We start from the raw sequence: 23,529 nt of genomic DNA on the forward strand, positions 1-23,529 counted from the left end.
CCGTCTACTGCGCCGGATTATTCATCTTCGCGTGGATTGCATTGATAGACGACACCACTTCCTCGCTCAGTGTGAGCTCGAAAGCGTCGATGTTTTCCTTCAACTGCACCAGGTTGGTGGCACCGACGATGGTGCTGGCGACGAACCAGCGTGAGTAGCACCAGGCTAAGGCCATGCTGGCCGGTGTCATGCCATGCGCGCGCGCCAGCGTGGCATAGCGTTGGCTGGCTGTGACGACCTCGGCGCGCATGTAGCGCGGACTCCAGGTTGCCGGGAACAGGGTCAGCCGCCCTTGCGCGTTCAGATCATCGGTGTATTTATTGGTAAGACGACCGAAGGCCAGTGGGCTGTAGGCCAATAAACTGACATGATCTCGAAAGCAGCTTTCGTCCAGACCTTGTTCAAAGCTACGGTTCACCAGGTTATACGCGTTTTGTATGCTGATGATGCGCTCTAAATTTTGTTGCTCAGCCTGTTTGATAAATTCGCTAACGCCCCAGGCTGTTTCATTCGAGACGCCGATATGGCGGATCTTTCCTTCGCTCACCAATTCACTCAGTACCGCCAGCGTTTCGGCGATTGCGGTAGATGGTCGTTCCAGCGTAGGATCAAAGTTTTTCTGTCCGAAAATAGGCGCGTTGCGGCTAGGCCAGTGCAACTGATACAGATCGATGTAATCGGTTTGCAGACGCTTCAGACTGGTTTCTACCGCTGAGCGTATATTCAGCGCATTCAGATCGTTCTCACCCTTACGTATCCAGTCCAGCCCGCGTGACGGCCCGGCTACTTTGGTGGCCAGTACGATCTCATTGCGTTTGCCGAATTTTTTGATCCAGCTGCCGATAAATTCTTCGGTCTTACCCTGCGTTTTAGAGCGAGGCATAACAGGATAAAGTTCGGCGGTGTCGATGAAATTAATCCCGCGCTCTAAGGCGTAATCGATCTGCCGGTGTGCTTCGGCCTCGGTATTTTGCTCGCCGAAGGTCATCGTGCCGAGGCAAATTTTTGAGACTTGTAAATCACTCTTGCCTAGTTGTGTATGGCGCATTTTGTATTTCCGTGCATGCTAGAAAAAATCAATCGAGTTGGAATAAAGCAGTTTAGGCAGACTTAAGCAGAGCCGCCGCGCATTCTCGCACCAGTGCAGGGCCGCGATAGATTAAGCCGGAATACACTTGTACCAGCGCCGCACCGGCCTGCATTTTGGTGACGGCATCGACACCTGAGAAAATGCCACCGACGCCAATAATTGGCAACGCATCGCCTAATTCCGATTTTAGTGCGCGTATCACTTTATTCGATAATTCAAACACTGGTTCGCCCGAGAGGCCGCCGGTTTCTTCGCCATGGTGCAAGCCTTTGACGGCGTCGCGCGTGATGGTGGTGTTGGTGGCGATCACGCCATCGATCTTGTGACGCAATAAAGCGTCGGCAATGTTCTTGATCTGTTCGCTATCGATATCCGGTGCAATTTTGAGGGTGATAGGCACATAGCGTTTGTGCTGATCGGCCAGTCTTTGCTGCGCGTCCTTGAGTTGTGAAAGCAGGGCGTCGAGTTCGTCAGCTCCTTGCAACTGGCGCAGGTTTTTGGTGTTGGGGGAGGAAATATTCACTGTCACATAGCTGGCGTAAGGGTAAACCTTCTGCAGGCAGTGCAGATAATCTTCGGCCGCGCGTTCTATCGGTGTATCTGCGTTCTTACCGATGTTCAGGCCGAGTACACCTTGCTTGTCTTGATAAAAACGCGAAGCTTGGACATTCGCGACGAAGGCATCGACGCCGCCATTGTTGAAGCCCATGCGATTGATGATGGCGTTCGCTTGCGGCAGGCGGAACATACGCGGCTTGGGGTTGCCAGCCTGGGCGCGTGGCGTTACCGTGCCGATTTCTATAGAGCCAAAACCTAGCGAAGCGAGTGCATCGATATAGCGGCCATCTTTATCCAGACCGGCCGCCAAACCAACGGGGTTAGGGAAATCTATGCCCATGACTTTGCGCGTATCTTGTACTGGCTTTGCCATTAAGCTGGTCAGACCCAGCGCGTGCGCGCGGCGCAAGCTAGGTAGAGTCAGATCGTGGGCGCTTTCGGCGTCCATAAAGAAGAGAAAAGGTCGAACCAGGGAATATAGTAATTTGTCGGGCATGATGCTAGATGAGTGTTATTTTAAGGGGAGTATAGGTAAAAAATGATCTGTTTGCGCAATAACGACGTGCGCTTCAAAAATATACACGGTGGAGTATCTCGTTAGTATAGGGCTACATAGCCTGCCAGTGACCGCGCATTAAACCATCGAGAGGTTTGAAATTGGTTTTGTAGGCCATTTTAGGACTGGCGGCAATCCAGTAACCCAGATACACATAAGGCAGTGCCAGTTCCTGAGTTTGCTTGATTTGCCAGAGCACATTATAAGTGCCATACGAGGCAGTCTCATCTTCGGTATCAAAAAACGTATATACCGAGGACAAGCCATCACTCAAAATGTCGATGATGCTGACCATGCGTAAGACTTGGCTGGCGTCACGAAACTCAACGAGGCGCGTATTCACGCGGCTTTGCAGTAAAAACTGCGCATATTGGTCGCGACTATCGTGATCCATGCCGCCACCGGCATGTCTTTGGTTTTGATATTTTTGGTAAAGTTCATAATGCTCATGCTGGTAGCTTAAACTGGTCACGCTGGCCACCAGGTCAGCATGTTTTTTGAGCGCACGGCGCTGGCTGCGTGTGCTGATAAATTCATTGACGCGGACACGCACCGGCACGCAAGCCTGGCAGGTGTCGCAATGCGGGCGGTAGATGAAGATACCGCTGCGACGAAAACCATTTTGTATGAGTTCGGAGTAGACATCGGCATTGATCAGATGCGCTGGCGTCGCCACTTGCGAACGCGCCTGCAAGCCATCCAGATAGCTGCATGGATAAGGTGCCGTGGCATAGAACTGTATGCTGGAGAAAGGGAGGTCGTTAAGTTGAGTCACTTTTATTATGCCCGTTACGTCTCAGTGTTAACACTTTATGCCTAAAAACTCAACTATTGAAGGTCTTTAATGGCTCCCATATCGCGATCTCAGGCAATGCGGTGGCTAGATTGATGCGGCGTATAAACTCGCTTCTTGCAATCGGGCGCGCACCTAAGGTAGCCAGATGGGCAGTCTCTTGTTGGCAGTCTATCATTTTCACGCCGTGTGCGCGCAAGAAAAATATCAAATGAGCAATCGCGATTTTAGAGGCGTCGCTGACGCGGGCAAACATGGATTCTCCGTAAAACATTTTGCCTATGCAGACACCGTAGGCGCCACCGACTAATTCACCATCGAGCCAGACTTCCGACGAATGTGCGTAGCCGGCCTTATGTAAATCCGTATAGCCTTGGATGATATCGGGCGAGATCCAGGTGCCGGCGCCATCGCGGCGCGGCGCGGCACAGGCACGCATGACGTCGGCGAAGGCGCTGTCAAAACGTATTTCCCAGCGGGTATCTTTGGCGACCTTCTTCAGTGTTTTTTTTAAGCTGTCCGAGAGCTTAAACTCATCCGTCATCAAGACCATACGTGGGTCGGTAGACCACCAGAGTATCGGTTGCCCCTCTGAGTACCAGGGGAAAATCCCATGTCTATAGGCATCTAACAGGCGCGCGGCAGATAGATCGGCACCTGCTGCCAGCAAGCCGGCAGCCTCTTGATCGGCAGCCAGGGCCTTGCTTACGTCTGGGAAGGGGCTATCGAGTTCCAGCCAGGGAATCATGTTCGCCCTTGGGCGATTTGCATGCTGCGCACCAAAAAGGCGCTATATTTTGGTGCGAAATTGTCGTTAGTCATGAGCGTGGAAAAATTCGGTATATAAATCAAGGATTTAAATTTGCACTAAATTGGTACATTTATTGCTTTGCTAGTGCGTCAGTATTTAATATTTGCACATTTATCGGGAGATTCTATATGGATGCACATAAAAGTGGCGCGGATGCCTTGTTTATCTTGCTTGGGGCGATCATGATTTTAGCCATGCACGCGGGTTTTGCTTTCCTTGAGCTGGGTACAGTACGTAAAAAAAACCAAGTTAATGCTTTGGTTAAAATTATCGTCGATTTTGCCGTGTCAACCATTGCGTATTTTTTCGTCGGTTATGGTATCGCCTACGGCATGCAGTTTTATGCCAGTGCCGATGTGCTAGTAGAGCGTAATGGCTTTGAGCTGGTCAAGTTTTTTTTCTTGCTAACCTTTGCGGCGGCAATTCCTGCCATTATCTCCGGCGGTATCGCTGAGCGCGCCAAATTCTATCCACAATTGATCGCGACCGCCTTATTGGTTGGGGTCTTATATCCGTTTTTTGAAGGAATAGCCTGGAATCAGCGTTTCGGCATTCAAGCCTGGCTCAAAGCGATGTTCTCAGAAGAATTCCATGATTTTGCCGGCTCGGTGGTGGTGCATGCTTTTGGCGGATGGGTGGCCTTGCCAGCCGTTATGCTATTGGGTGCACGGCGCGGACGGTATATGAAAAACGGCGCGATTGCAGCGCATCCGCCCTCTAGTATCCCGTTTCTGGCTTTAGGTGCCTGGATTCTGACAGTGGGTTGGTTCGGCTTTAATGTCATGAGCGCCCAGACGCTCGATAAGATGAACGGCCTGGTAGCGATCAATTCTTTGATGGCGATGGTGGGCGGTACTTTGGTGGCGCTAGTCTTAGGTAAAAACGATCCTGGTTTCGTGTATAACGGGCCTTTGGCGGGCTTGGTGGCGGTTTGTGCCGGATCCGATTTAATGCATCCGTTGGGGGCCTTGGTAACAGGCGGGATTGCCGGCGCGATTTTTGTCTGGATGTTTACCTGGACCCAAAATAAATGGAAGGTCGACGATGTGCTTGGGGTCTGGCCGCTGCACGGCTTGTGCGGCGCGTGGGGTGGGATTGCCGCCGGGATCTTTGGCTTGAAATCGCTAGGTGGCTTAGGCGGGGTCAGCTTTGCCTCGCAATTGGCTGGCACCGCTCTGGGAATTTCAATTGCGCTATTGGGTAGCTGGGCGATTTACGGCAGTCTTAAAAAACTGATGGGGATACGTTTGGATCCTGAGGAGGAATTTGAAGGTGCCGATCTGTCTATACACAAGGTTTCATCTACCGCCGAGCGAGAAACTAGTTGGTAGTTACTTGAATGTTTCAATCGCGCATGGCTTGAAACAGGTCATGCGTATGGAGTTCATAGTTGCCGCCTTGCTTGACCTTGGCCAAATCTGCGAAGAAAAATTTGAGTGTATTGCTCACTGTCGGGAAGGCAATCTCAGCCCAGGGGATTTCTTGCTCACTAAATAGTCGCACCTCTAAACTTTCAGTCCCCGCCAGATAATCGAGGTCTAATAAAGTGGCGCGATAAAATAGGTGGACCTGATTAACGTGCGGAACATTTAGCATAGAGAATAGTTCATGCAGGGCGATATTGGCGCCAGCCTCTTCTTCGGTTTCTCTCTGTGCTGCCTGACTGGTGGTTTCGTTGTTTTCCATGAAGCCAGCTGGCAGTGTCCAATAGCCATAGCGCGGCTCGATCGCTCGCTTACATAATAGAATCTTGATTGCGCCGTCTTGGGTCCATACCGGGATTGATCCAACCACGAGTTTAGGATTTTGATAGTGAATGGTCTTGCACGCCGAGCAAACGTGACGTTCGCGAGTATCGTCTGCGGGAATTTCAATGACGATGGGGGCGGCGCATTCGGGGCAAAATTTCATGGTGCAGATTAGTAGTAAAAGGGAAGCCTAAAGTGTAGCACCGGATCGCACGAGGCTAGGATAAACTCAGCACTACATTCTGATACCCATACTGTTTAGGATTGGGTAATCTGATAAAGCATTTGCGCAAAGCAGCATATTCATGTATAGTTCTACATATCAGACGCGGGGTGGAGCAGTCTGGCAGCTCGTCGGGCTCATAACCCGAAGGTCGTAGGTTCAAATCCTGCCCCCGCAACCAGTTTCATTAAAAAAGCCACGTATTAACGTGGCTTTTTTATTACTCGTACGTATATTTTTTTTATCTGTATCGAAATTCTGGACTACAATCTAGTATCTACTAAATTGATCGACTGTCTTTTCAACGGTTTGCGCTAATTTGATGTACCGGTCAAGCGTTGATGGCAGACTGATCCCTGAGCATGCACGTGTATTGTGCGCTGCAAAAATTAAAGAGCTGGTGTGGGCTGAGCGTATTACTTTCAGTCTGCTGCTACGTCGTGAGATCAAAAACATCTGTGTAAAGAGTTTGCATGAATACAGCTGAGGCCAGGCGAGTCCTTGAAACCGCACTGCTATGCGCGCATGAGCCACTTGCCATTCATTCCTTGAAGAAATTATTTCAAGATGAGGATGGTCAAGGTGTTGCGGTTGGTGCGGATACGATTAAATCCATGTTGGAGGATCTGCGTGGCGAGTGGTCGGAAAAGGGTATTGAATTGGTGGGCTTGTCGACTGGTTGGCGTTTTCAAAGTCGGCCGGAAATGCGTGCCTTCATTGATAGATTAAATCCGGAAAAGCCGCCCAAGTATTCAAGAGCGACCTTGGAAACGTTGGCTATTATTACTTATCGCCAGCCAGTGACTCGGGGTGATATTGAGGAAATTCGTGGCGTGGCAGTTGCCTCGCAGATGATTAAAACTCTGGAGGATCGTGGTTGGATCGAGAGTGTCGGGCATAGAGATGTGCCGGGGCGGCCTGCTTTATTTGCGACCACGAAACAATTTTTGTCTGATCTTGGCTTGGCATCGCTAGATCAGTTGCCGCCTTTGCAGCAAATAGGTCAAGAAAACTCAGTTGAGAAATCCGCTTCTGAGCTTGATGCTTTAGTAGGAAATATGTTTAACGAGCAGGGGAAGGGGCCTGTCGTTGCTCATAGTGAAAAAATAATGGTGCAGGAGGTGGTTGGCGATTTGCTTACCAGTCTTGCGCCTATGCAAATTGATGCGGAAATTGAAATTGCGACAGCCAATGATGTACTTGAGGATGACGTTGCGATGATAGCTGCACCAAATAGTGAATTGATATCAGACGCTCATAAAAATGCCGATGTATCTACTCATCTCAACTCAGAATCAAAATAATGAACACAAATAATTCAGATGAAGTAAAAGCCGATGCGGTATCAAGCTCGGATGATGGTGTTGCTGGTAAGCCGGCAAAGCGCGCTGTTAGAGGGCCACGCAATCTGCGTAGGGCACCGAATCGCGCAGATGCCTCTGAGCAGATTGTTGCCCCAGAGTCAGTTGATGCTGCTTTAGTTGCTGCGCCAGAAAAGAAGGTGCGTCAACCAAGACAGGCTCGGCCTAAGCTTGTAGCGTCTGATACTCCGGAGTCGGCTATAGTTTCAGTTGATTCAAATGTAAGCGAGGTGCGTACTCGCGTACCGAGGGTGAGATCTGAGCCTGCAAGTGCTGATGCGGCAACCCTGGCAGAATTTCAACGTGGCGAACGCGGTCGCGGCAATGAGGCTCGTAATCGCCCGGTGTACGGTGAAAAGAATGCTTCGCGACCTGCAAGTGGTCCTAGAGCGCGACCAGCACCGGGGGCGACTGGCGCTCGTAAGGATGGCCGTTCGGCCGTCAACAGTGCTGATGATGTTTTCTCCTTTGTTACTTCGGATGCGTTTGATGTTAATTCGGACGATAAGCATGATAAGTCGCGCCACGTTAAGCCGGTTAGGCGCGATCTGACGGCGGATGATGATGCTCCTAAACTGCACAAGGTCCTGGCAGAAGCTGGCTTGGGTTCTCGTCGTGAGATGGAAGAGTTGATAGTGGCTGGTCGTGTGTCGGTTAATTCTGAGCCTGCTCATATAGGTCAGCGTATTTTGCCTACTGATCAAGTCAAAATTAACGGTAAATTAATTCAACGTAAGGTGAGTAGCAAGCCACCGCGCGTCTTGGTCTATCACAAGCCTGCTGGTGAAATCGTGAGTACTAGTGATCCCGAGGGGCGTCAGTCCGTATTCGAGAGTTTGCCAAAAATGAAGGTCGGCAAATGGCTCGCGGTCGGTAGGCTTGATTACAACACTGAGGGTTTGTTGTTGTTTACGACCTCTGGAGATTTGGCTAATCGTCTAATGCATCCTCGCTACGGTATTGAGCGTGAGTATGCAGTCCGGACTTTGGGTGAGTTAGAAGAAGGTATGCGTCAGAAATTATTGGCTGGTGTTGAGTTGGAAGATGGTATGGCCCAATTCTCCAAAATTGCCGATGGTGGTGGTGAAGGTGTAAATAAGTGGTATCGCGTAATTATCGGTGAAGGTCGCAATCGCGAGGTGCGTCGGATGTTTGAGGCGGTTGGCTTGACAGTGTCACGCCTGATACGCACACGTTATGGTGTGATGACTTTGCCCTCCGGTCTTAAGCGCGGTCGTTGGGATGAGTTGGGTGAGGATGCGGTTCGCAGTTTGCTGAAGGTTAGTGGGTTGGAAAAAGTTTCCGGCGATAAGTCTGATGCTAAGCCGAGAGGAAATCGTCAATCCGGCAATGCTGGCCGCAATGTGAATCCATTTGATAAGCCGGTTGGTCGTCCTTATGATAAGCCTCAGGGGAGGACTTTTGGTGCTGCACCGCGCGGTGAGTATGGTAATTCCCGTAGTGCGCCAGGTAATGATCGCAATGGTAACTCTGCTGGAAATGATGTGGGGAAAAAGCGTAGCCGTCAGCCTGATCCTATGCAAACAGCACTTGGTTATCCGAATGCCGGTCAGCAAAGACGAAGTGCTACCACGCGTGGTAGCGGTCAGGCGATAGGGCAGGGGATCGCAGCGCGCAGACGCACTAAAGGCGTGTGAGTGTGATTTTGATGATGTATTTACTTTGTTTTAATTTGCGATAGAGTAAATAATCGTTTATAATCTTGTAGTTAGCAGATTTTTCCTTGGCATGTAGTATGTGCGGGGCGCTAAAGAAATGATGGGCGGGTGCCCATTTTTCTTTTGTGCATCGCTTTTTAGTGCAGGAATAAAGTCTGCGTTTTTCGGAGAATTGTCTTGCAATTGCTGGAATTAATAGAAAAGACCGTCAATGGTACTGGTTATGATTTGGTTGATTTTGAACGAGCCGAGCGTGGTTTGTTTAGGGTCTACATAGATTTATTGCCGGAGGATTTGGAGAAGGGTCATGTTACGGTTGAAGACTGCGCGAAAGTCAGTCATCAGTTATCACATGTGCTGACGGTCGAGAATGTGAGTTATGAGCGTTTGGAGATCTCCTCCCCTGGCTTGGAGCGACCTTTGAAAAAGTTTGCTGATTTTGTTCGGTTTTGCGGTGAGGTAGCCAGCGTCAAGTTGCGCTTGCCTATGCCTGACTCGAATAATCGCAAGACTTTTGAAGGTGTTTTGCTTGAGCCTGAGGGCGAGACTTTAAGGTTGGAATTTGAAGGAAAAGATGGGGCGGCAATGCTGGAGTTTACGCTTGCCGATGTGGATAAGGCACGCTTGGTGCCACAAGTGGATTTTAGGAGTCGCAAAGCATGAGTCGCGAAGTTTTATTATTGGTTGATGTGCTGGCGCGTGAAAAAAACGTCGATGAAGATGTGGTTTTTGCCGCGCTGGAGCATGCTTTGGCGCAGGCTACCAAGAAGCGTTATGAAGGTGAAGTTGATATTCGCGTTGAGATTGATCGTGTTACCGGCGAATATAAATCTTTCCGTCGTTGGCACGTGGTTGCCGATGAGGCTGGTTTGCAATTGCCGGATCAGGAAATCTTGCATTTCGAGGCTTTGGAGCAATATCCAGATATCGAAATTGATGAATATATAGAAGAACCAATCGAGTCAGTTGAGCTCGGTCGTCGATTTGCGCAAGATACCAAGCAAGTCGTCTTGCAACGTATTCGTGATGCTGAGCGTGAGCAGATTTTGGCTGATTTCCTGGAGCGCGGTGATGCTTTGGTTACAGGCACAATCAAGCGTATGGAGCGCGGTGAAGCGGTCGTTGAGTCCGGTAAAATTGAAGCGCGTTTGCCACGCGATCAAATGATACCGAAAGAGAATTTGCGAGTTGGTGATAGAGTCCGTGCCTACATACTGCGTATAGACCGTAATGCGCGCGGACCGCAAGTCATACTTTCTCGTACTGCGCCAGAATTTATTATGAAATTGTTTGAGCTGGAAGTTCCAGAAATCGAACAAGGTTCATTGGTCATTAAGTCAGCCGCACGCGATGCCGGTGTACGAGCGAAAATCGCGGTTCACACGGATGATAAACGCATAGATCCTATTGGAACTTGTGTTGGTATGCGTGGTTCACGGGTGCAAGCCGTAACTGGTGAGCTTGGTGGTGAGCGTGTCGATATCGTGTTGTGGTCAGAAGATCCAGCTCAATTTGTGATCGGCGCGTTGGCTCCTGCGAATGTTTCTTCTATTATGGTTGATGAAGAAAAACATTGCATGGATGTGGTCGTTGATGACGAGAATTTAGCCATTGCAATCGGTCGTAGCGGTCAAAATGTTCGCTTGGCTGCAGAGTTGACTGGCTGGAAAATCAATATCATGACAGCTGAAGAATCGGCCAATAAAGCAGAGCAAGAAACCGCAGGGATTCGTGCTTTGTTTATGGAGAAACTCGATGTTGATCAAGAGGTAGCTGATATTTTGGTAGATGAAGGATTCTCCAGTTTGGAAGAAATCGCTTACGTACCTATCAGCGAAATGCTGGAGATCGAGGCATTAGATGAAGATACCGTGAATGAATTGCGCAATCGCGCAAGAGATTCTTTGTTGACGGAAGCAATCGCTTCTGAAGAGGGTATTGATGGGGTAGAAGAAGCCCTGATCAATCTCGATGGTATGAGTCGTGTTACTGCCGGTAAGTTGGGTTTGGCTGGTGTTAAAACACTGACTGCCTTCGGTGGGTTGGCTTATGACGAGTTTGGTGCTATTTTGGCATTATCAACGGATCGTGCACGCCAATTAATTAAAGATGCATTCGAAGATGTGACTGATGATGAGATGAAACTCATCGACGCTAAATATGATGATCATGCAAAAGCCTTGTTGGCCTCAGCGTGGAAACTCGTAGAAGCAAAATAAATCACGACGAGTTTTTAAAAGACAATTATATTTAAGCGTTTTTTCAAGCGCAATGAGAAAAAGAGGACTGAATGGCGAGTAATAATGTAGCTCAATTTGCCACCGAGCTGAAGATGTCAGCGGATTTGCTGCTAACGCAATTGCATGCCGCGGGCGTTAGTAAAAGCTCGACGTCCGATGTGCTGTCAAAGGAAGACAAGGATAAGCTGTTGGCACACTTGCGTACTTCGCATGGTGTGACATCGGATGCCAAAAAAATCACTTTGACCCGCAAGGAAAACACTGAAATCAAGCAGGCAGATGCCACTGGCAAATCCCGCACGATACAAGTGGAAGTGCGCAAAAAACGTACTTTTGTCAAACGTGATGAATCGTCTCCAGAGACGCAGACCGAGCATGCTGCAGAGGTGCTTGATCCAGCGGAAGCGGAACGACGCGAAGAAGAAATGCGTCAGGAAGCGGCATTGATTGCTCGCCAGGAAGCGGAATTGCTCGAGAAGCAGCAGTATCTCGAAAAATTGGAAGCTGAAAAAGAATCTCAAGCAAACGCTTTGCGAGAAATTGAGGTAGCGGCCGCGGCATCTGCAAAAGCAGACGCTGAAAAAATCAAAGCTGACCAGGCTGCTGCAGTAGCTGCTGCAGCCAGTTTGAATGTGGCGACAAAAGTAGCAGCCAAATCATCACCGAAAGCAAGTAATGTTGCGACGCCTGATTCTGCTGCCACGGTGAGTGTTGAAGATGACAGTAAACGACTTGTTGTAGTAGAAGAGAAAAAGAAACAGGCTGAAGATGCAAAGTTGAAACTAGCCGAAGAGGCTAAAATGAAAACAGCTACTGATGCAAAAGAAGCAGCCGTACGTGTAGCCGCAAATGATGCCGCGCGTAAAAAAGTTGCTGATGAAGTTGCTCAAATTAAAGAAATGATGGATGCTGCGCGCCGACCAAAAGTCGCGGCACCACCGGTAGTTGCCCCTAAGGTAGCTGAAGGTACTTTACATAAACCAGCTGATAAAAAAGTTGGTGATAAGAAGCCTGCGACTGGTGACAAGAAAGATGTTAAACCTGCGCCAGGCGCTGCTGCAGTGGTTGATAAAAAATCGATTAAGTCAGCTAATGTTTCTTCGACGTGGCAAGATGACGCGAAAAAACGTGGTGCAGCCAAAGGCCGTGCTCCGGCAAGTACTGGTCGTGACGGTTGGAAAAGCGGTGGAAAAGGTCGTCGTTCTAATCAACACGAAGAACAGTCAAATTTTCAGGCACCAGTCGAAGCAATCGTTAAAGATGTTTATGTGCCAGAGACACTTACCGTCGCTGAATTAGCACATAAAATGTCGGTAAAAGCGTCTGAAGTGATTAAGCATTTGATGAAGCTTGGTCAAATGTGCACCATCAACCAAGTGTTGGATCAGGAAACTGCGATGATCCTGGTTGAAGAGATGGGACATAAAGCCTTTGCTGCTAAGTTAGATGATCCTGAGGCGATGCTGACTGATGTTGCGGAACATGCAGAGTATGAATCCGCACCGCGCGCACCAGTCGTTACTGTTATGGGACACGTCGATCACGGTAAAACATCTTTGCTCGATTATATTCGTCGCGCCAAGGTTGCTTCCGGTGAGGCTGGTGGAATTACCCAGCATATTGGTGCATACCACGTAGAAACACCGCGCGGCATGATTACCTTCCTTGATACACCAGGTCATGAAGCATTTACTGCGATGCGTGCCCGTGGTGCCAAGGCAACGGATATCGTTATTCTGGTAGTCGCAGCGGATGATGGCGTGATGCCGCAAACCAAAGAGGCGATTGCCCATGCTAAAGCAGCTGGTGTCTCGTTGGTAGTTGCTATCAATAAAATTGATAAGCCCGGTGCAAATATGGATCGTGTCAAGCAAGAGTTGGTAGCCGAAGGTGTCGTTCCAGAAGAATACGGTGGCGAGTCACCATTCGTACCAGTTTCTGCCAAAACTGGCGAAGGTATTGATGACTTACTAGAACAAGTTCTGTTGCAAGCCGAAGTCTTGGAATTGCGTGCACCGATCAACGCTCCTGCTAAAGGTCTGGTGATTGAATCTCGTCTGGATAAAGGTCGCGGTACGGTTGCGACAGTCTTGGTTCAGTCCGGTACTTTGAAGCGCGGCGACGTGGTATTGGCCGGTTCTTCCTATGGTCGTGTACGTGCCATGTTGGATGAAAATGGTAAAAACACGAGCGAAGCTGGTCCGTCTATCCCTGTAGAAATCCAGGGCTTGACCGAAGTTCCTGCGGCTGGTGAAGAGTTCATGGTCATGGTTGATGAGCGTAAAGCGCGCGAAATCGGTTTGTTCCGTCAAGGTAAATACCGTGACGTCAAACTGGCCAAGCAGCAAGCCGCTAAGATGGAAAACATCTTCGACAATATGGGCGAAGGCGAAGTCAGAAATCTGCCTATCATCGTCAAGACCGATGTACAAGGTTCGCAAGAGGCACTGGTGCAATCTTTGGTCAAGTTGTCGACCAACGAAGTCCGGGTACAAGTGGTGCATGCCGCCGTGGGTGGTATTTCGGAATCCGACGTCAATCTGGCAGTTGCATCCAAGGCAGTGATTATCGGCTTTAACACTCGTGCAGATGCATCCGCACGTAAGTTAGCTGAATCGCATGGTGTGGATATTCGTTACTACAACATTATTTACGATGCGGTCGACGAAGTGAAAGCCGCATTGTCGGGTATGTTGGCACCAGAGAAGCGCGAAACGGTTATTGGTCAAGTTGAAATTCGTCAGGTATTCTCGGTCAGTAAAGTCGGCTCTATCGCCGGTTGTCTGGTCACCGAAGGTACAGTCAAGCGCACTTCTTCGGTCCGTCTGTTACGCAACAACGTTGTCGTATGGACAGGCGAGTTGGATTCCTTGAAACGTTATAAAGACGATGCGAAAGAAGTTAAAGCCGGTATGGAATGCGGCTTGTCTCTGAAGTCTTACAACGAGATTGAGGTCGGCGATATTCTTGAGGTCTTCGAAGTACAAGAAATTGCTCGTACCCTTTAGTATTTATAAGAAAAGGGAGCTTTTGCTCCCTTTTTATTTTTCTGTGCTTTTGTAGTATTTTTGTAGCAATTTTGTAATTATTATGGCAAAAAATAGTAAATCCATCCCCGCGCGCGGCTTGCGCGTTGCAGATCAGATACAGCGTGATGTTGCTGAGATCATCTGGTCTGAATTAAAAGATCCTCGTGTTGGCATGATTACGCTGACCGAAGTTCAGCTTACGCCCGATTATGCGCACGCTAAAATTTATTTCACCAGTTTGAAGGACGATCCTGCGTCTATCAAGAACACGCTGGGTGGCTTGAACAAAGCAGCAGGATTTTTACGTGCCCAGTTGGGTTTGCGCCTGCATATCCACACTCTACCGCAACTGCATTTTGTCCATGACACCTCTACCATGCGCGGCATGGCAATGTCTAAATTAATCGACGAAGCGAATGCAACCCGATCTACAGACGACAGCGAAGATTAAAATTTTCTGTTAGGCAAATATTGGCGTGATTACGTTGAATATTTGCTTTTTGGTATTTCGACTATTCCTGTTTGCTGCACGTTTTTATCCCAACGCTAATGACAACTCAAGTAAAGAAAAAGCCTCGTGTTCCGGTACACGGCGTATTGTTGCTCGATAAGCCAGTCGGGTGGTCCAGCAATGACGCCTTGATTAAAGCCAAGCGCTTACTCAATGCCTTGAAAGCCGGGCACACCGGTACGCTTGACCCTTTTGCTACGGGCTTATTGCCCTTGTGTTTCGGTGAGGCCACCAAGTTCTCGCAAGACTTATTGGAAGCCGATAAGACCTATCAGACAGTAGTTCATTTGGGCGTCAGTACAAATACCGGTGACACTGAAGGTGAAGTGCTGCAGACTCTGCCTGTTGATGAAGTCAACGTCACCCAGATTGAACAGGTTTTGCAGCAGTTTAGAGGCGACATCTTACAAGTGCCCCCTATGTATTCCGCGCTCAAACGTGACGGTAAGCCGCTGTATGAGTATGCCCGCGCCGGCATTACGCTAGAGCGTGAAGCACGGCCTGTGACTATCCATCTGTTGGAGTTCGTCAGTTATGAGGCGCCTTTTCTGACTTTGAACGTGCGCTGCAGTAAAGGTACCTATATCCGTGTTTTAGGTGAGGATATCGGTAATGCACTGGGATGTGGTGCACATCTGAATGCTTTACGCCGCACCCATGTGGGTCATCTGCTACTGGAAAATACCGTGACGCTTGATGCATTGACTGCGATGGAAGAAGAGCAGCGTGCGCAATTACTCGCACCCATGGACGCTTTATTGTCGAGCTTTCCTGAGGTGCTGTTGAACGACGACTTGGCGCGTAGATTTTTACAAGGACAAAGGCTGGCACTGGGGAAAGAAGAAGTATCGGTTCCTGAACAACTTGGCCGTGTGCGAGTGTATCGCGAATCTAATCGGCAATTATTGGGTTCTGCGCAATTACAGGAATACGCAATACTGGCACCGGAAAGATTAATTTCTACGGTGTGACGCCACGGCGATTGCAACGCTGAAGGCAATTAAGCTCCAAAGTCTACTATCGTCATTCCAGTCTGGATTAATCTGGAATGACGACCTCCTACAAGCTTAAACTAAGGGTTTGAGTTTCACGCCTTCTGCGGTATCTTCCATCACGTAACCCAGAGCTTTGATTTCATCGCGCAGACGATCTGATTCTGCCCAATTTTTGTTGATACGGCTGAGATGACGTTGTTCGGCTAAATCCTGAATAGCGGCCGGTATTTCATTTAATTTTGGTTGCCATTCGGCTAAATTAAGTCCGAGCACGCGATCAAAGTAATTCAGTGTGGCTTTTTTATCGGCATCGCTTAAAGATGACTTCAGTGTTTCCCACATGACAGCGACCGCTTTTGGCAGATTCAGATCGTGATTCACTTCGGTCTTGAATTTGTCAGCAAATTCCTGGCTGACAACGCCACCGTCAAGTAAAGCGAAATAAGTCTCGCGCAAACGGAATAGAGCGGTTTGGGCAGACTTTAAGGCATCCCAACTAAAGCTTAACTGGCTACGGTAATGCGCCGACATACACAGCAAACGATATGCCAAGGGATCAAAACCCTGATCGATAACGCTTTGCAGGCGCAGGAAATCGCCGCTGGATTTCGACATCTTGCCGGCGTCGATTTGCAGAAAGTATCCATGCATCCAAAAATTGGCTAGACGTGTACCGTGGCATGCCATGTTCTGCGCGATTTCATTGCTGTGATGGATGGCAATATGATCTTCACCACCGCAATGGATGTCGAACCAAGGTTCCAGATATTTTGCCGACATCGCAGAGCATTCGATATGCCAGCCGGGGAAGCCGCGGCCCCAAGGACTATCCCATTCCATCTGGCGATTGCTACCAGCGGCGCTAAATTTCCATAACGCGAAATCGGTAGCCTGACGTTTTTCGCCTATATCGACGCGCTTACCTGCCTCCAGACCTTCGCGATTCAGACGGGCCAGATAGCCATAATCATCTTGCTTGGAGGTGTCGAAATACACACCGTCCGACGTGGTATAGGTAAAGCCTTTTTGTTCTATGCAAGAGATAAACGAGATTTGCTCGGCGATATGCTCGGTGGCCTTGCACCAGATCTGCGGCTCTAGCATATTTAAAGTGAGCAAATCCTGTTTAAATGCGACGGTATATTTTTCTGCAATATCCCATGCCGATTCACCGGTTCTGCGGCTGCCGGTTTCCATTTTATCCTCGCCATCGTCGGCATCAGATACCAGATGGCCGACATCGGTGATGTTGATCACATGCCTAACCTGATGGCCGTTCAATTCCAGGACCCGTCGCAATACATCTTCAAACAGATAGGTGCGTAAATTACCTATGTGCGCGTAGTCATAGACGGTAGGGCCACAGCAATACAAACCTACCCAATCTTTGCGTATAGGTGAAAACGGGCGAAGCTGACGCTCCCAATTGTCGTAGAGAAGTATGTCCATGGTATTTGAAATAGTAAAAATGTTATTGCTAGAATCGGAGCTGGGAAAAAACAAGAATAAAATTGGTATGTGCTGCGCGTCAACAACTTAGTGAGTGTTTTGGATAGAGAAAGCTGATTCCTGCCTCAGTCACTAACCTGAATTGGCAAGGTCTGCGAGTGACGGGAAGATGTGATTTTCTTAACACTGAAATTTAAATGTAGACGTAAATAAAAAGAGGCATCAATTTATCATACAGAGCGTGAAATAGCTTGAATACATACCGATTTTCTGTAATTGGCGCTACACTTAAATCTAGCCTTAATCGTTACGGCTAAAAATAAGTAAACGCTTACCTCGAATAGGCAAACAAAAGGGAAGACCTATGCAAAACCGTTATCCTGATGTGAATGATGAGCTCTATCGGCTTCATTATCTGAAGCAGGATAGGGCGCAATCGCGAAAACTGATACGCGTCGTGATGTGGGCAAGCTTTCCTCTGGCGTATGTCGATTTCAGTTTTCTGGCGACCAGTACTGAGTTTTTTATTCTATTGTGCTTGCGTGCGTTGTTATTTGCTTACTCCTGGTATTTACTCAAAGCTAGTCTCAGCACCGCCAATCCGCAACAGTTAGATCGCCAGATATTACGCTGGAGTGCAGCAGTGTTGTTAATGCAGTTCGTCAGTAACGCCAGTTTACCCAGAGATTATTTCGGGCATTACCTGGTCGATGCGTGGCTCTGCATGATCTACTTTGTCACCCTACCGCTGCCCTTAAAGTCTTTGCGTCCTGCGATGTTTTGCTACCTGATCGCCTTGTTGGCGCTGTTGGCTTATAAAGTAATACCGACGTTTGCGTATGTTACTAGCGTAGTAGTCATTTTGCTGGCCAGCACATATACCGGGCACGCGACTGCGGCCTATCTGCAGCGTTATAGAAAAAAAATTCTGAGCGCCGATCTGGAGCTGGATAGACAGGAAAGCACCGATCCGGCCACTGGCGTAGCCAATCGCCGTGAGTTCATGCGCGTCAGTGAGACCGAGCTACAAAGACACGTGAGGTTCGGCAAGTCTTTGTCGATGTTGATTTTGGATCTGAATCACTTCAAACAGATTCAGGATGATTATGGTGCTCCTGCGGGGGATGTAGTTCTGATTGAAGTCACCAGACGACTGAAGCGAGCCACCCGTAGCTATGACTGTATGGCGAGGTATGGCACTGAAGAGTTTTCTCTCTTGCTGCCAGAGGCAAATGCCGAGGATGCACATAAAGTGGCGAATCGCATTCTGTCTACCATTGCTGCCATGCCAGTCGCGATGGCAGGACAAGAGATAAAAATCACCGCCACCGTCGGTGTAGCCACCCTGCAGGACGGCGACACGCAAGATAGCTTGCTGCAACGCGCCACAGCTGAATTAAGAAATGCAAAAAAATTGAATCTGGCGCCTATGATGCAGCAAAGAGCCAGCATGGCAGCCTGAGTAACGCAAAAAACGTGTGAGTGGCGTGTAATAGATTTTATTTGACATGCCCCGCACACGTATATTCCATGCGGCCTAGCGCCCGGCATGGCTGGAAACCCCGATGGATAGTGCGCGTTAGCCAGGGTGTAAAAAGCAATTGTTGAACTCTATTTTTGCGATGTTTTCACTAGCTGAGACTGCGCTGTCTCAAATAGCGCAGAGATACCCTCCGCTGAGCCGAACATGGCATCGGCATCATGCGCCACCCCCGGCACTTTGACGATACGCTGTTGCGTCATCAATGGGTGCCGTTGCTGCAGGTAGTTAAAGTAATGTAAGCCGCGTTCTAAACGAAATGCGCCTTGCATTTCGGCGGCGCAGCTCTGATCCAATGCTGGATGCTGTGGATTGGTATCTAGCTCCCCTAGCAAGTAAATCACATTACGCTGGGCGTACTGCGCCTCATAGTTCGCTGAACTTTTTCTGCGAGCATAGTCCGGTGCTGCCTCCCAACCATATTTCCATCGATTGAATTTGGTGCAGCTGCCATCCTTCGCATAAGGGCGCGCATGGCTGAAATACAGATAGGACGATGGATTTGCCACCACATAACGAACTGTTATTGCGCGAGATTCGAGCAGTTCTTCGGCTCTACCGACGACTGCATATCTTTGCACTACCTGGGCTCCACCTGAGTGACCAGCCAACACTACCGAATGCAAATTAGGGAAGCGGTGCGGATCTTTTAGGCGGCTAAGAAGAGCATCGATGACTTCAAAAGAGCTGATTGCTAAGGGGCCGTTGGCTGGCTCGCCACCCATCCAAGCCTCCCATTTCCAATGCAAAAAATCCTCAGAGAGACCGTGCTGCTCAATATCAGCGTCAGCTAAAAACTGCGGCACGATCAACATGCTGTGTTGTGATTGTTTGGCCGCCGCCATTGCTTTTTTTGCGGTACGCCAATACACATCGGCATCGCGCAAGCGACCGTGAAACATCAGCACTACTTGCGTGACTTCTGGTTGCGTTAGCGTCCAATCGTGCGACAGATATAAGGGAATAATGGCTTTGCCAAGTTCAAATTGCGCGTCGGCGATCACAGTGACTGCGCGCTTATTTGTCGCCGCTTCATCGACAGCTAAAGCGTTGCTGGCGCAAAAAAATAAAAATATTCGGGCCAATTTCAGTGCAAATGTGAGGGGCATACATATTTCCGGAAAAAGCATGTCGTATTGATTTGCTTAAAATTTAAGCATTTGTACGTTATACATATAAAATTGAAATTTACTTAAATAAAAAATATTTATTGTTATTTATCAAGCACTTATATCGTGTAAATAATTAAAAATAAGCGATTTATTTGCTTGACTTTGGTCTTTCATCATCCAATACTGTGTTCAGGGCAAACTTGCTGAAAAGCAGGGACGCAAAGCCTCCGGCCTAATGTCTGAAAAGATCATGGTAGCGGGGTTACCGGTTAGACGTGAATGATCATTTTTATTCTACAAGATCTTACTACAACGTTTTTCCGACCGCGTATGTCCTTTGTTGAAATACCACCATAACAAAGGAAATAAAATGAACAAGCAAACTCCACAAAAGCCAGTCCTCAAAACTGCCATCGCTCTTGCCGTAATGATAGTCGGCGGCTTGAGCATCTACGCAGGTGTATCCGTAGATGAAAAAGTTGACGCACAAGCCAGTAATGGTGATCGCGGCATCAGTAAAAAAGCCACTTCCGCTACCACGCTCACAGCAAATGCCGTAGCCCAGTCCGGATCTCTCGTAGAGGTCGTAGCACAAGGCCAATCTAGCTACAACACGACTAAGATCAATACTCAGTTTTCTCCGGATACGCATAACTACAGCATGCCAGCGGCAGCGCCACAGCGTATGAGCGAAGACATGATGGCGCAGATGGAATTGCCAGCTAGCTTCGTTCCGAATAGTGCGGAAGGCAGTACTGATGGTGCACCGTTCTCTCGTATCAATTTAAAAGAATTTTCTTCCGGTGAAAAAGCGATTGCCTTGTTGGGCAACGATCTTGATGCTGTCGCAAAATGGTATGGCATGAGCAGTGATGCGATGCGCGAATTATTGGTATCCGATGACACTGTGCATTTGGATCGCAAGGGCCGCATGTTGCATATTGATGCAGGCTTAGAAGGCGCAGTGCCAGCAGGTGCCGCAGCTGGCAGCAGCATGCAGCAAGCGACAACCGCGACGACTGCAGCCGCAGCCACTACCGCCAGTCCGTTCCCGTTAGATCAGACATTCAAACTACACACCAGACCAAGCTCTACACGCATTCTTTACCTCAACTTCACCGGTGATTCTGCCAATCCAGCGTTTAGTCTGGACGCAACACCAGCTACCTACAACGATGCCGAACGCGTCTTGATACAAAAAGTATGGCAGCGCGTGGTCGAAGATTACGCCCCCTTTGATGTTGATGTCACAACCGAGAAGCCAGTCGCTCCTGCAGGGAAAGTCGGCATGACTATCCTGATTACTCCTAGGGTTCAGACGGCAGGTGGTTATGCGTACTTAAATACTTTCGGTGCTTTCTCCACCGGTACTGCCAGTACTTTCTGCTTCCCAAACAACCTCGCCAATGGTGAGAAATATATCGCAGAATGCGTTTCGCATGAGTTGGGGCACACCTTAGGTCTGTCACATCAGGGCACCACTTCAGTCGCCTATTATCAAGGTCAAGGTGACGGTGAAACAGGTTGGGCTCCTATCATGGGTGTTGGCTACTACAAGAACCTGACACAATGGTCTAAAGGCGAATACGCGAATGCCAATAATAAAGAAGATGCCTATGCAGTAATGCTCAAGCAAGGCTTGAAACCTTTGGCTGATGATCATGGAAACACCATCACGACCGCTGATGCAATGGTCAGTAAATCTGCTAACGGTTACAACAACCTTAGCGCTAGCGGTGTGATAGGTACGCCTGGTGACGTGGATATGTTTAGTTTTGTCGCCGGTGCTGGAACCGCAAGCTTCACGGTTAAAGGGGCTGATTTAGGTAGTAATCTGGATATGGCCTTGCAATTGATAGACAGCAAAGGCAAGGTACTCGCCTCAGCCAATGTCGATACCACCCTGGCTAGTTCCATCAGTTTTGCGATACCTGCACAAGGAATGTATTTCTTAAGTGTTACAGGTGCTGGCAAGGGCAGTGCCTTAGTCAGTGGCTATAGCAATTACGGCAGCCTTGGGCAATACAGCATCACAGGTACCAGTGCCTTGTCGAACGGTACACCAGTTGCTCCGCCACCAAGCACCGTGACGCCACCGGCTCCAGTAACGCCACCGCCAGTGACACCACCAAAACCAGTTACTCCAGCAGCCGATACAAGATCTGTAGTTGTAACGTTTGATGCCAGAGGTGCTTCTGTTGCTGGTGCAACCATCAAAACTTATCTGTGGAATTTTGGTGACGGTACCGCAACAGCCAGCACGGCTTTAGCAGTACACACCTACACTAAAGCGGGCACCTATCAAGCTTCACTCGCGATCGTAGATTCTTTAGGCCGCAAATTTGGCACTAGCATGCAAGTAGTCATCAAATAAGTATTTAGTAAAATTCTACCTCCAGTCTGTTCTACTTTCTGCCTGTAAGGCGCCGTTATGGTGGGCCTTACAGGCAGTTTTTTGTTTTAGCGTCGGCTTTTTATCGTTACCAAATGTCGTTCATACTGTGCTGCGAGTTCGCCTTCGTCTATGCTTCTGCTTTCTCTCAAAATACCACAACCAAGTATATGCCTGCCTCGCAATCTCTCTACGGTTTGCCGGTCGAATACACCCATCGTTTGCATGGGATAGGCAATCACGCAGTAGCGTTTCTGCGCGGAAAATAGTCGGTGCGTGCATCCAGATCAGAGTAAATAATTAAGTAATTTGGCAAGAAAGAAGATTGACTTTTATTTTGTTTAGGTATTTAATTTCTGTAACGACAGAAATTAAAGAAAGAGTCAAATGGAACTCAGCTCGACCATGCAAAAATACGTACTGCACTGGGGGGAGATGGGCACGCGATGGGGTGTCAACCGCACCGTTGCGCAAATCCATGCGCTCTTGTTTCTCGCCAATGAGCCGATTACCGCCGAGGATATTGCCGAGACACTGGGTGTGGCACGTTCCAATGTCAGTAATAGCCTCAAGGAATTGCAAAGCTGGGGTCTGGTGCGCTTGATTCACTTGGCGGGCGACCGACGCGATCATTTTCTGGCGCTGCAAGACGTGTGGGAAATTTTTCGTATCATCATGGAAGAGCGCAAGCGCCGTGAGATCGATCCAACCTTAACAGTCTTGCGTGAATGTATGCGGGAAGCCGATCATGACGCTGCACTGGAGAGCGCCACCAAGAAAAAAATGGGGCAGGTGCTCGACTTTATGGAAATGCTGACCAACACTTACGAAGGCTATAAGCGCCTCCCCCCCAGCACACTCAAGCAAGTCATCAAAATGGGCGCCAAGGTCGCTAAATTTACCACCTCCGCAGAGAATAAGGCGAAGTGATGAAAATCCCTGAAATCAGCAAATCGAATGACTGCACAGGTGAGCCCCAAGCAAGGCCGCAACTGACGCTGTTTTATGATGGCAATTGCCCGTTTTGCGATGCCGAGATGCGTCGTTTGCGTGGCTGGAACCGCGCTGGACGGCTACACTTCGTTGACATCGCCGAGGCAGATTTTGATCCCGCTGCATTGGGTGTCAGTATGCAAGCCTTGAACCTGGAATTACATAGCCAGACTGCAGCGGGTGACTTATTGGTCGGTATCGATAGCATGCTGGCGGCGTATACCCTAGTCGGTAGAGGTTGGCTGGTGGCGGCTTTACGCATACAGTTTTTACGCCCAAGCCTGGCGAACCTGTATCGCAAGTTTGCCCGTAACCGCTACCGTATTTCGCGCTGGCTAGGGTATCAAAAACAGCCTGCGCAGACGCATTGTGTGGAGGGCGTCTGCCAAGTCGGCAATCCCTTTTTGCGCGATCAAGCTTAGTGCCCGTAGCACATCAACAGAAACCTT

General features: G+C 48.9%; 20 protein-coding genes, 1 tRNA gene and 1 riboswitch. Of the genes, 14 read left to right on the forward strand and 7 right to left on the reverse strand.

The annotated features are described in order from the left end of the window. Positions 1–4 precede the first annotated feature (4 nt). The 4 genes from ACO0K8_RS13010 to aat all read right to left on the reverse strand — a co-directional run bounded on the left by ACO0K8_RS13010 (position 5) and on the right by aat (position 3,745). Complete coding sequence (locus tag ACO0K8_RS13010; RefSeq protein WP_422947084.1) at positions 5–1,048, reverse strand: aldo/keto reductase; 1,044 nt, start codon at positions 1,046–1,048, stop codon at positions 5–7. 52 nt (positions 1,049–1,100) lie between these two features. After that, positions 1,101–2,144 (reverse strand): quinone-dependent dihydroorotate dehydrogenase, encoded by a 1,044-nt coding sequence (locus ACO0K8_RS13015; RefSeq protein WP_422947085.1) that lies wholly within the window; start codon positions 2,142–2,144, stop codon positions 1,101–1,103. Positions 2,145–2,256: 112 nt separating this feature from the next. Next, positions 2,257–2,979, reverse strand: a complete 723-nt coding sequence (locus ACO0K8_RS13020; RefSeq protein ID WP_422947086.1) for an arginyltransferase — start codon at positions 2,977–2,979, stop codon at positions 2,257–2,259. A 49-nt stretch (positions 2,980–3,028) separates the two neighbouring features. Continuing rightward, positions 3,029–3,745 (reverse strand): leucyl/phenylalanyl-tRNA--protein transferase, encoded by a 717-nt coding sequence (gene aat / locus ACO0K8_RS13025; protein ID WP_422947087.1) that lies wholly within the window; start codon positions 3,743–3,745, stop codon positions 3,029–3,031. Between the two features lie 191 nt (positions 3,746–3,936). Between aat and ACO0K8_RS13030 the strand changes: the two genes are divergently transcribed. Further along, positions 3,937–5,139, forward strand: a complete 1,203-nt coding sequence (locus ACO0K8_RS13030; protein ID WP_422947088.1) for an ammonium transporter — start codon at positions 3,937–3,939, stop codon at positions 5,137–5,139. A gap of 13 nt (positions 5,140–5,152) precedes the next feature. Here the strand turns inward: ACO0K8_RS13030 and ACO0K8_RS13035 are convergent, their stop codons facing one another. Beyond that, positions 5,153–5,719 carry an NUDIX hydrolase gene (locus ACO0K8_RS13035; RefSeq protein ID WP_422947089.1) on the reverse strand — a complete coding sequence of 189 codons (567 nt, stop codon included), beginning with the start codon at positions 5,717–5,719 and terminating at the stop codon, positions 5,153–5,155. A 164-nt stretch (positions 5,720–5,883) separates the two neighbouring features. On the opposite strand from ACO0K8_RS13035, the gene ACO0K8_RS13040 reads away from it, so the two are divergent. The 8 genes from ACO0K8_RS13040 to truB all read left to right on the forward strand — a co-directional run bounded on the left by ACO0K8_RS13040 (position 5,884) and on the right by truB (position 15,570). Then, positions 5,884–5,960 (forward strand) — tRNA-Met (locus tag ACO0K8_RS13040). Between the two features lie 292 nt (positions 5,961–6,252). Beyond that, positions 6,253–7,083 carry an SMC-Scp complex subunit ScpB gene (gene scpB, locus ACO0K8_RS13045; RefSeq protein WP_422947090.1) on the forward strand — a complete coding sequence of 277 codons (831 nt, stop codon included), beginning with the start codon at positions 6,253–6,255 and terminating at the stop codon, positions 7,081–7,083. After that, a complete protein-coding gene (locus ACO0K8_RS13050) occupies positions 7,083–8,798 on the forward strand; it encodes a pseudouridine synthase (RefSeq protein WP_422947091.1) in 1,716 nt (571 codons plus the stop codon). The genes scpB and ACO0K8_RS13050 overlap by 1 nt, the downstream gene beginning before the upstream one ends. A gap of 198 nt (positions 8,799–8,996) precedes the next feature. After that, entirely contained in the window at positions 8,997–9,482 is a 486-nt protein-coding gene (gene rimP, locus ACO0K8_RS13055) for a ribosome maturation factor RimP (protein ID WP_422947092.1), read from the forward strand. Further along, entirely contained in the window at positions 9,479–11,038 is a 1,560-nt protein-coding gene (gene nusA, locus ACO0K8_RS13060; RefSeq protein WP_422947093.1) for a transcription termination factor NusA, read from the forward strand. Before rimP ends, nusA begins: the two co-directional genes overlap by 4 nt. A 71-nt stretch (positions 11,039–11,109) precedes the next feature. Further along, entirely contained in the window at positions 11,110–14,067 is a 2,958-nt protein-coding gene (gene infB, locus ACO0K8_RS13065; RefSeq protein ID WP_422947094.1) for a translation initiation factor IF-2, read from the forward strand. Between the two features lie 82 nt (positions 14,068–14,149). Further along, positions 14,150–14,539, forward strand: coding sequence for a 30S ribosome-binding factor RbfA (gene rbfA, locus ACO0K8_RS13070; protein WP_422947095.1), 390 nt, complete (start codon positions 14,150–14,152; stop codon positions 14,537–14,539). Positions 14,540–14,637: 98 nt separating this feature from the next. Beyond that, positions 14,638–15,570, forward strand: coding sequence for a tRNA pseudouridine(55) synthase TruB (gene truB, locus ACO0K8_RS13075; protein ID WP_422947096.1), 933 nt, complete (start codon positions 14,638–14,640; stop codon positions 15,568–15,570). A 96-nt stretch (positions 15,571–15,666) separates the two neighbouring features. On the opposite strand, the gene cysS is transcribed toward truB, so the two are convergent. Next, positions 15,667–17,043 carry a cysteine--tRNA ligase gene (gene cysS, locus ACO0K8_RS13080; protein WP_422947097.1) on the reverse strand — a complete coding sequence of 459 codons (1,377 nt, stop codon included), beginning with the start codon at positions 17,041–17,043 and terminating at the stop codon, positions 15,667–15,669. Positions 17,044–17,407: 364 nt separating this feature from the next. On the opposite strand from cysS, the gene ACO0K8_RS13085 reads away from it, so the two are divergent. Next, positions 17,408–18,505 carry a GGDEF domain-containing protein gene (locus ACO0K8_RS13085; protein ID WP_422947098.1) on the forward strand — a complete coding sequence of 366 codons (1,098 nt, stop codon included), beginning with the start codon at positions 17,408–17,410 and terminating at the stop codon, positions 18,503–18,505. 149 nt (positions 18,506–18,654) lie between these two features. Here ACO0K8_RS13085 and ACO0K8_RS13090 read toward each other — a convergent pair whose 3' ends face one another. Next, a complete protein-coding gene (locus ACO0K8_RS13090) occupies positions 18,655–19,692 on the reverse strand; it encodes an alpha/beta hydrolase (RefSeq protein ID WP_422947099.1) in 1,038 nt (345 codons plus the stop codon). 186 nt (positions 19,693–19,878) lie between these two features. Continuing rightward, positions 19,879–19,965: riboswitch (cyclic di-GMP riboswitch) on the forward strand. A gap of 100 nt (positions 19,966–20,065) precedes the next feature. On the opposite strand from ACO0K8_RS13090, the gene ACO0K8_RS13095 reads away from it, so the two are divergent. The 4 genes from ACO0K8_RS13095 (at position 20,066) to ACO0K8_RS13110 (ending at position 23,502) form a co-directional block, all read left to right on the forward strand. Beyond that, positions 20,066–22,069: a PKD domain-containing protein gene (locus ACO0K8_RS13095; RefSeq protein ID WP_422947100.1), complete on the forward strand. Its 2,004-nt coding sequence runs from the start codon at positions 20,066–20,068 to the stop codon at positions 22,067–22,069. A 113-nt stretch (positions 22,070–22,182) separates the two neighbouring features. Continuing rightward, positions 22,183–22,356, forward strand: a complete 174-nt coding sequence (locus tag ACO0K8_RS13100) for a hypothetical protein (RefSeq protein WP_422947101.1) — start codon at positions 22,183–22,185, stop codon at positions 22,354–22,356. Between the two features lie 118 nt (positions 22,357–22,474). After that, positions 22,475–23,017, forward strand: coding sequence for a GbsR/MarR family transcriptional regulator (locus ACO0K8_RS13105; protein WP_422947102.1), 543 nt, complete (start codon positions 22,475–22,477; stop codon positions 23,015–23,017). Further along, the gene (locus ACO0K8_RS13110; protein ID WP_422947103.1) at positions 23,017–23,502 is read left to right on the forward strand and encodes a thiol-disulfide oxidoreductase DCC family protein; all 486 of its coding nucleotides are present in this window, start codon (positions 23,017–23,019) and stop codon (positions 23,500–23,502) included. Before ACO0K8_RS13105 ends, ACO0K8_RS13110 begins: the two co-directional genes overlap by 1 nt. Positions 23,503–23,529 lie beyond the last annotated feature (27 nt).

The organism is Undibacterium sp. Ren11W (assembly GCF_049340485.1).
Taxonomy (GTDB): Bacteria; Pseudomonadota; Gammaproteobacteria; order Burkholderiales; family Burkholderiaceae_D; genus Undibacterium.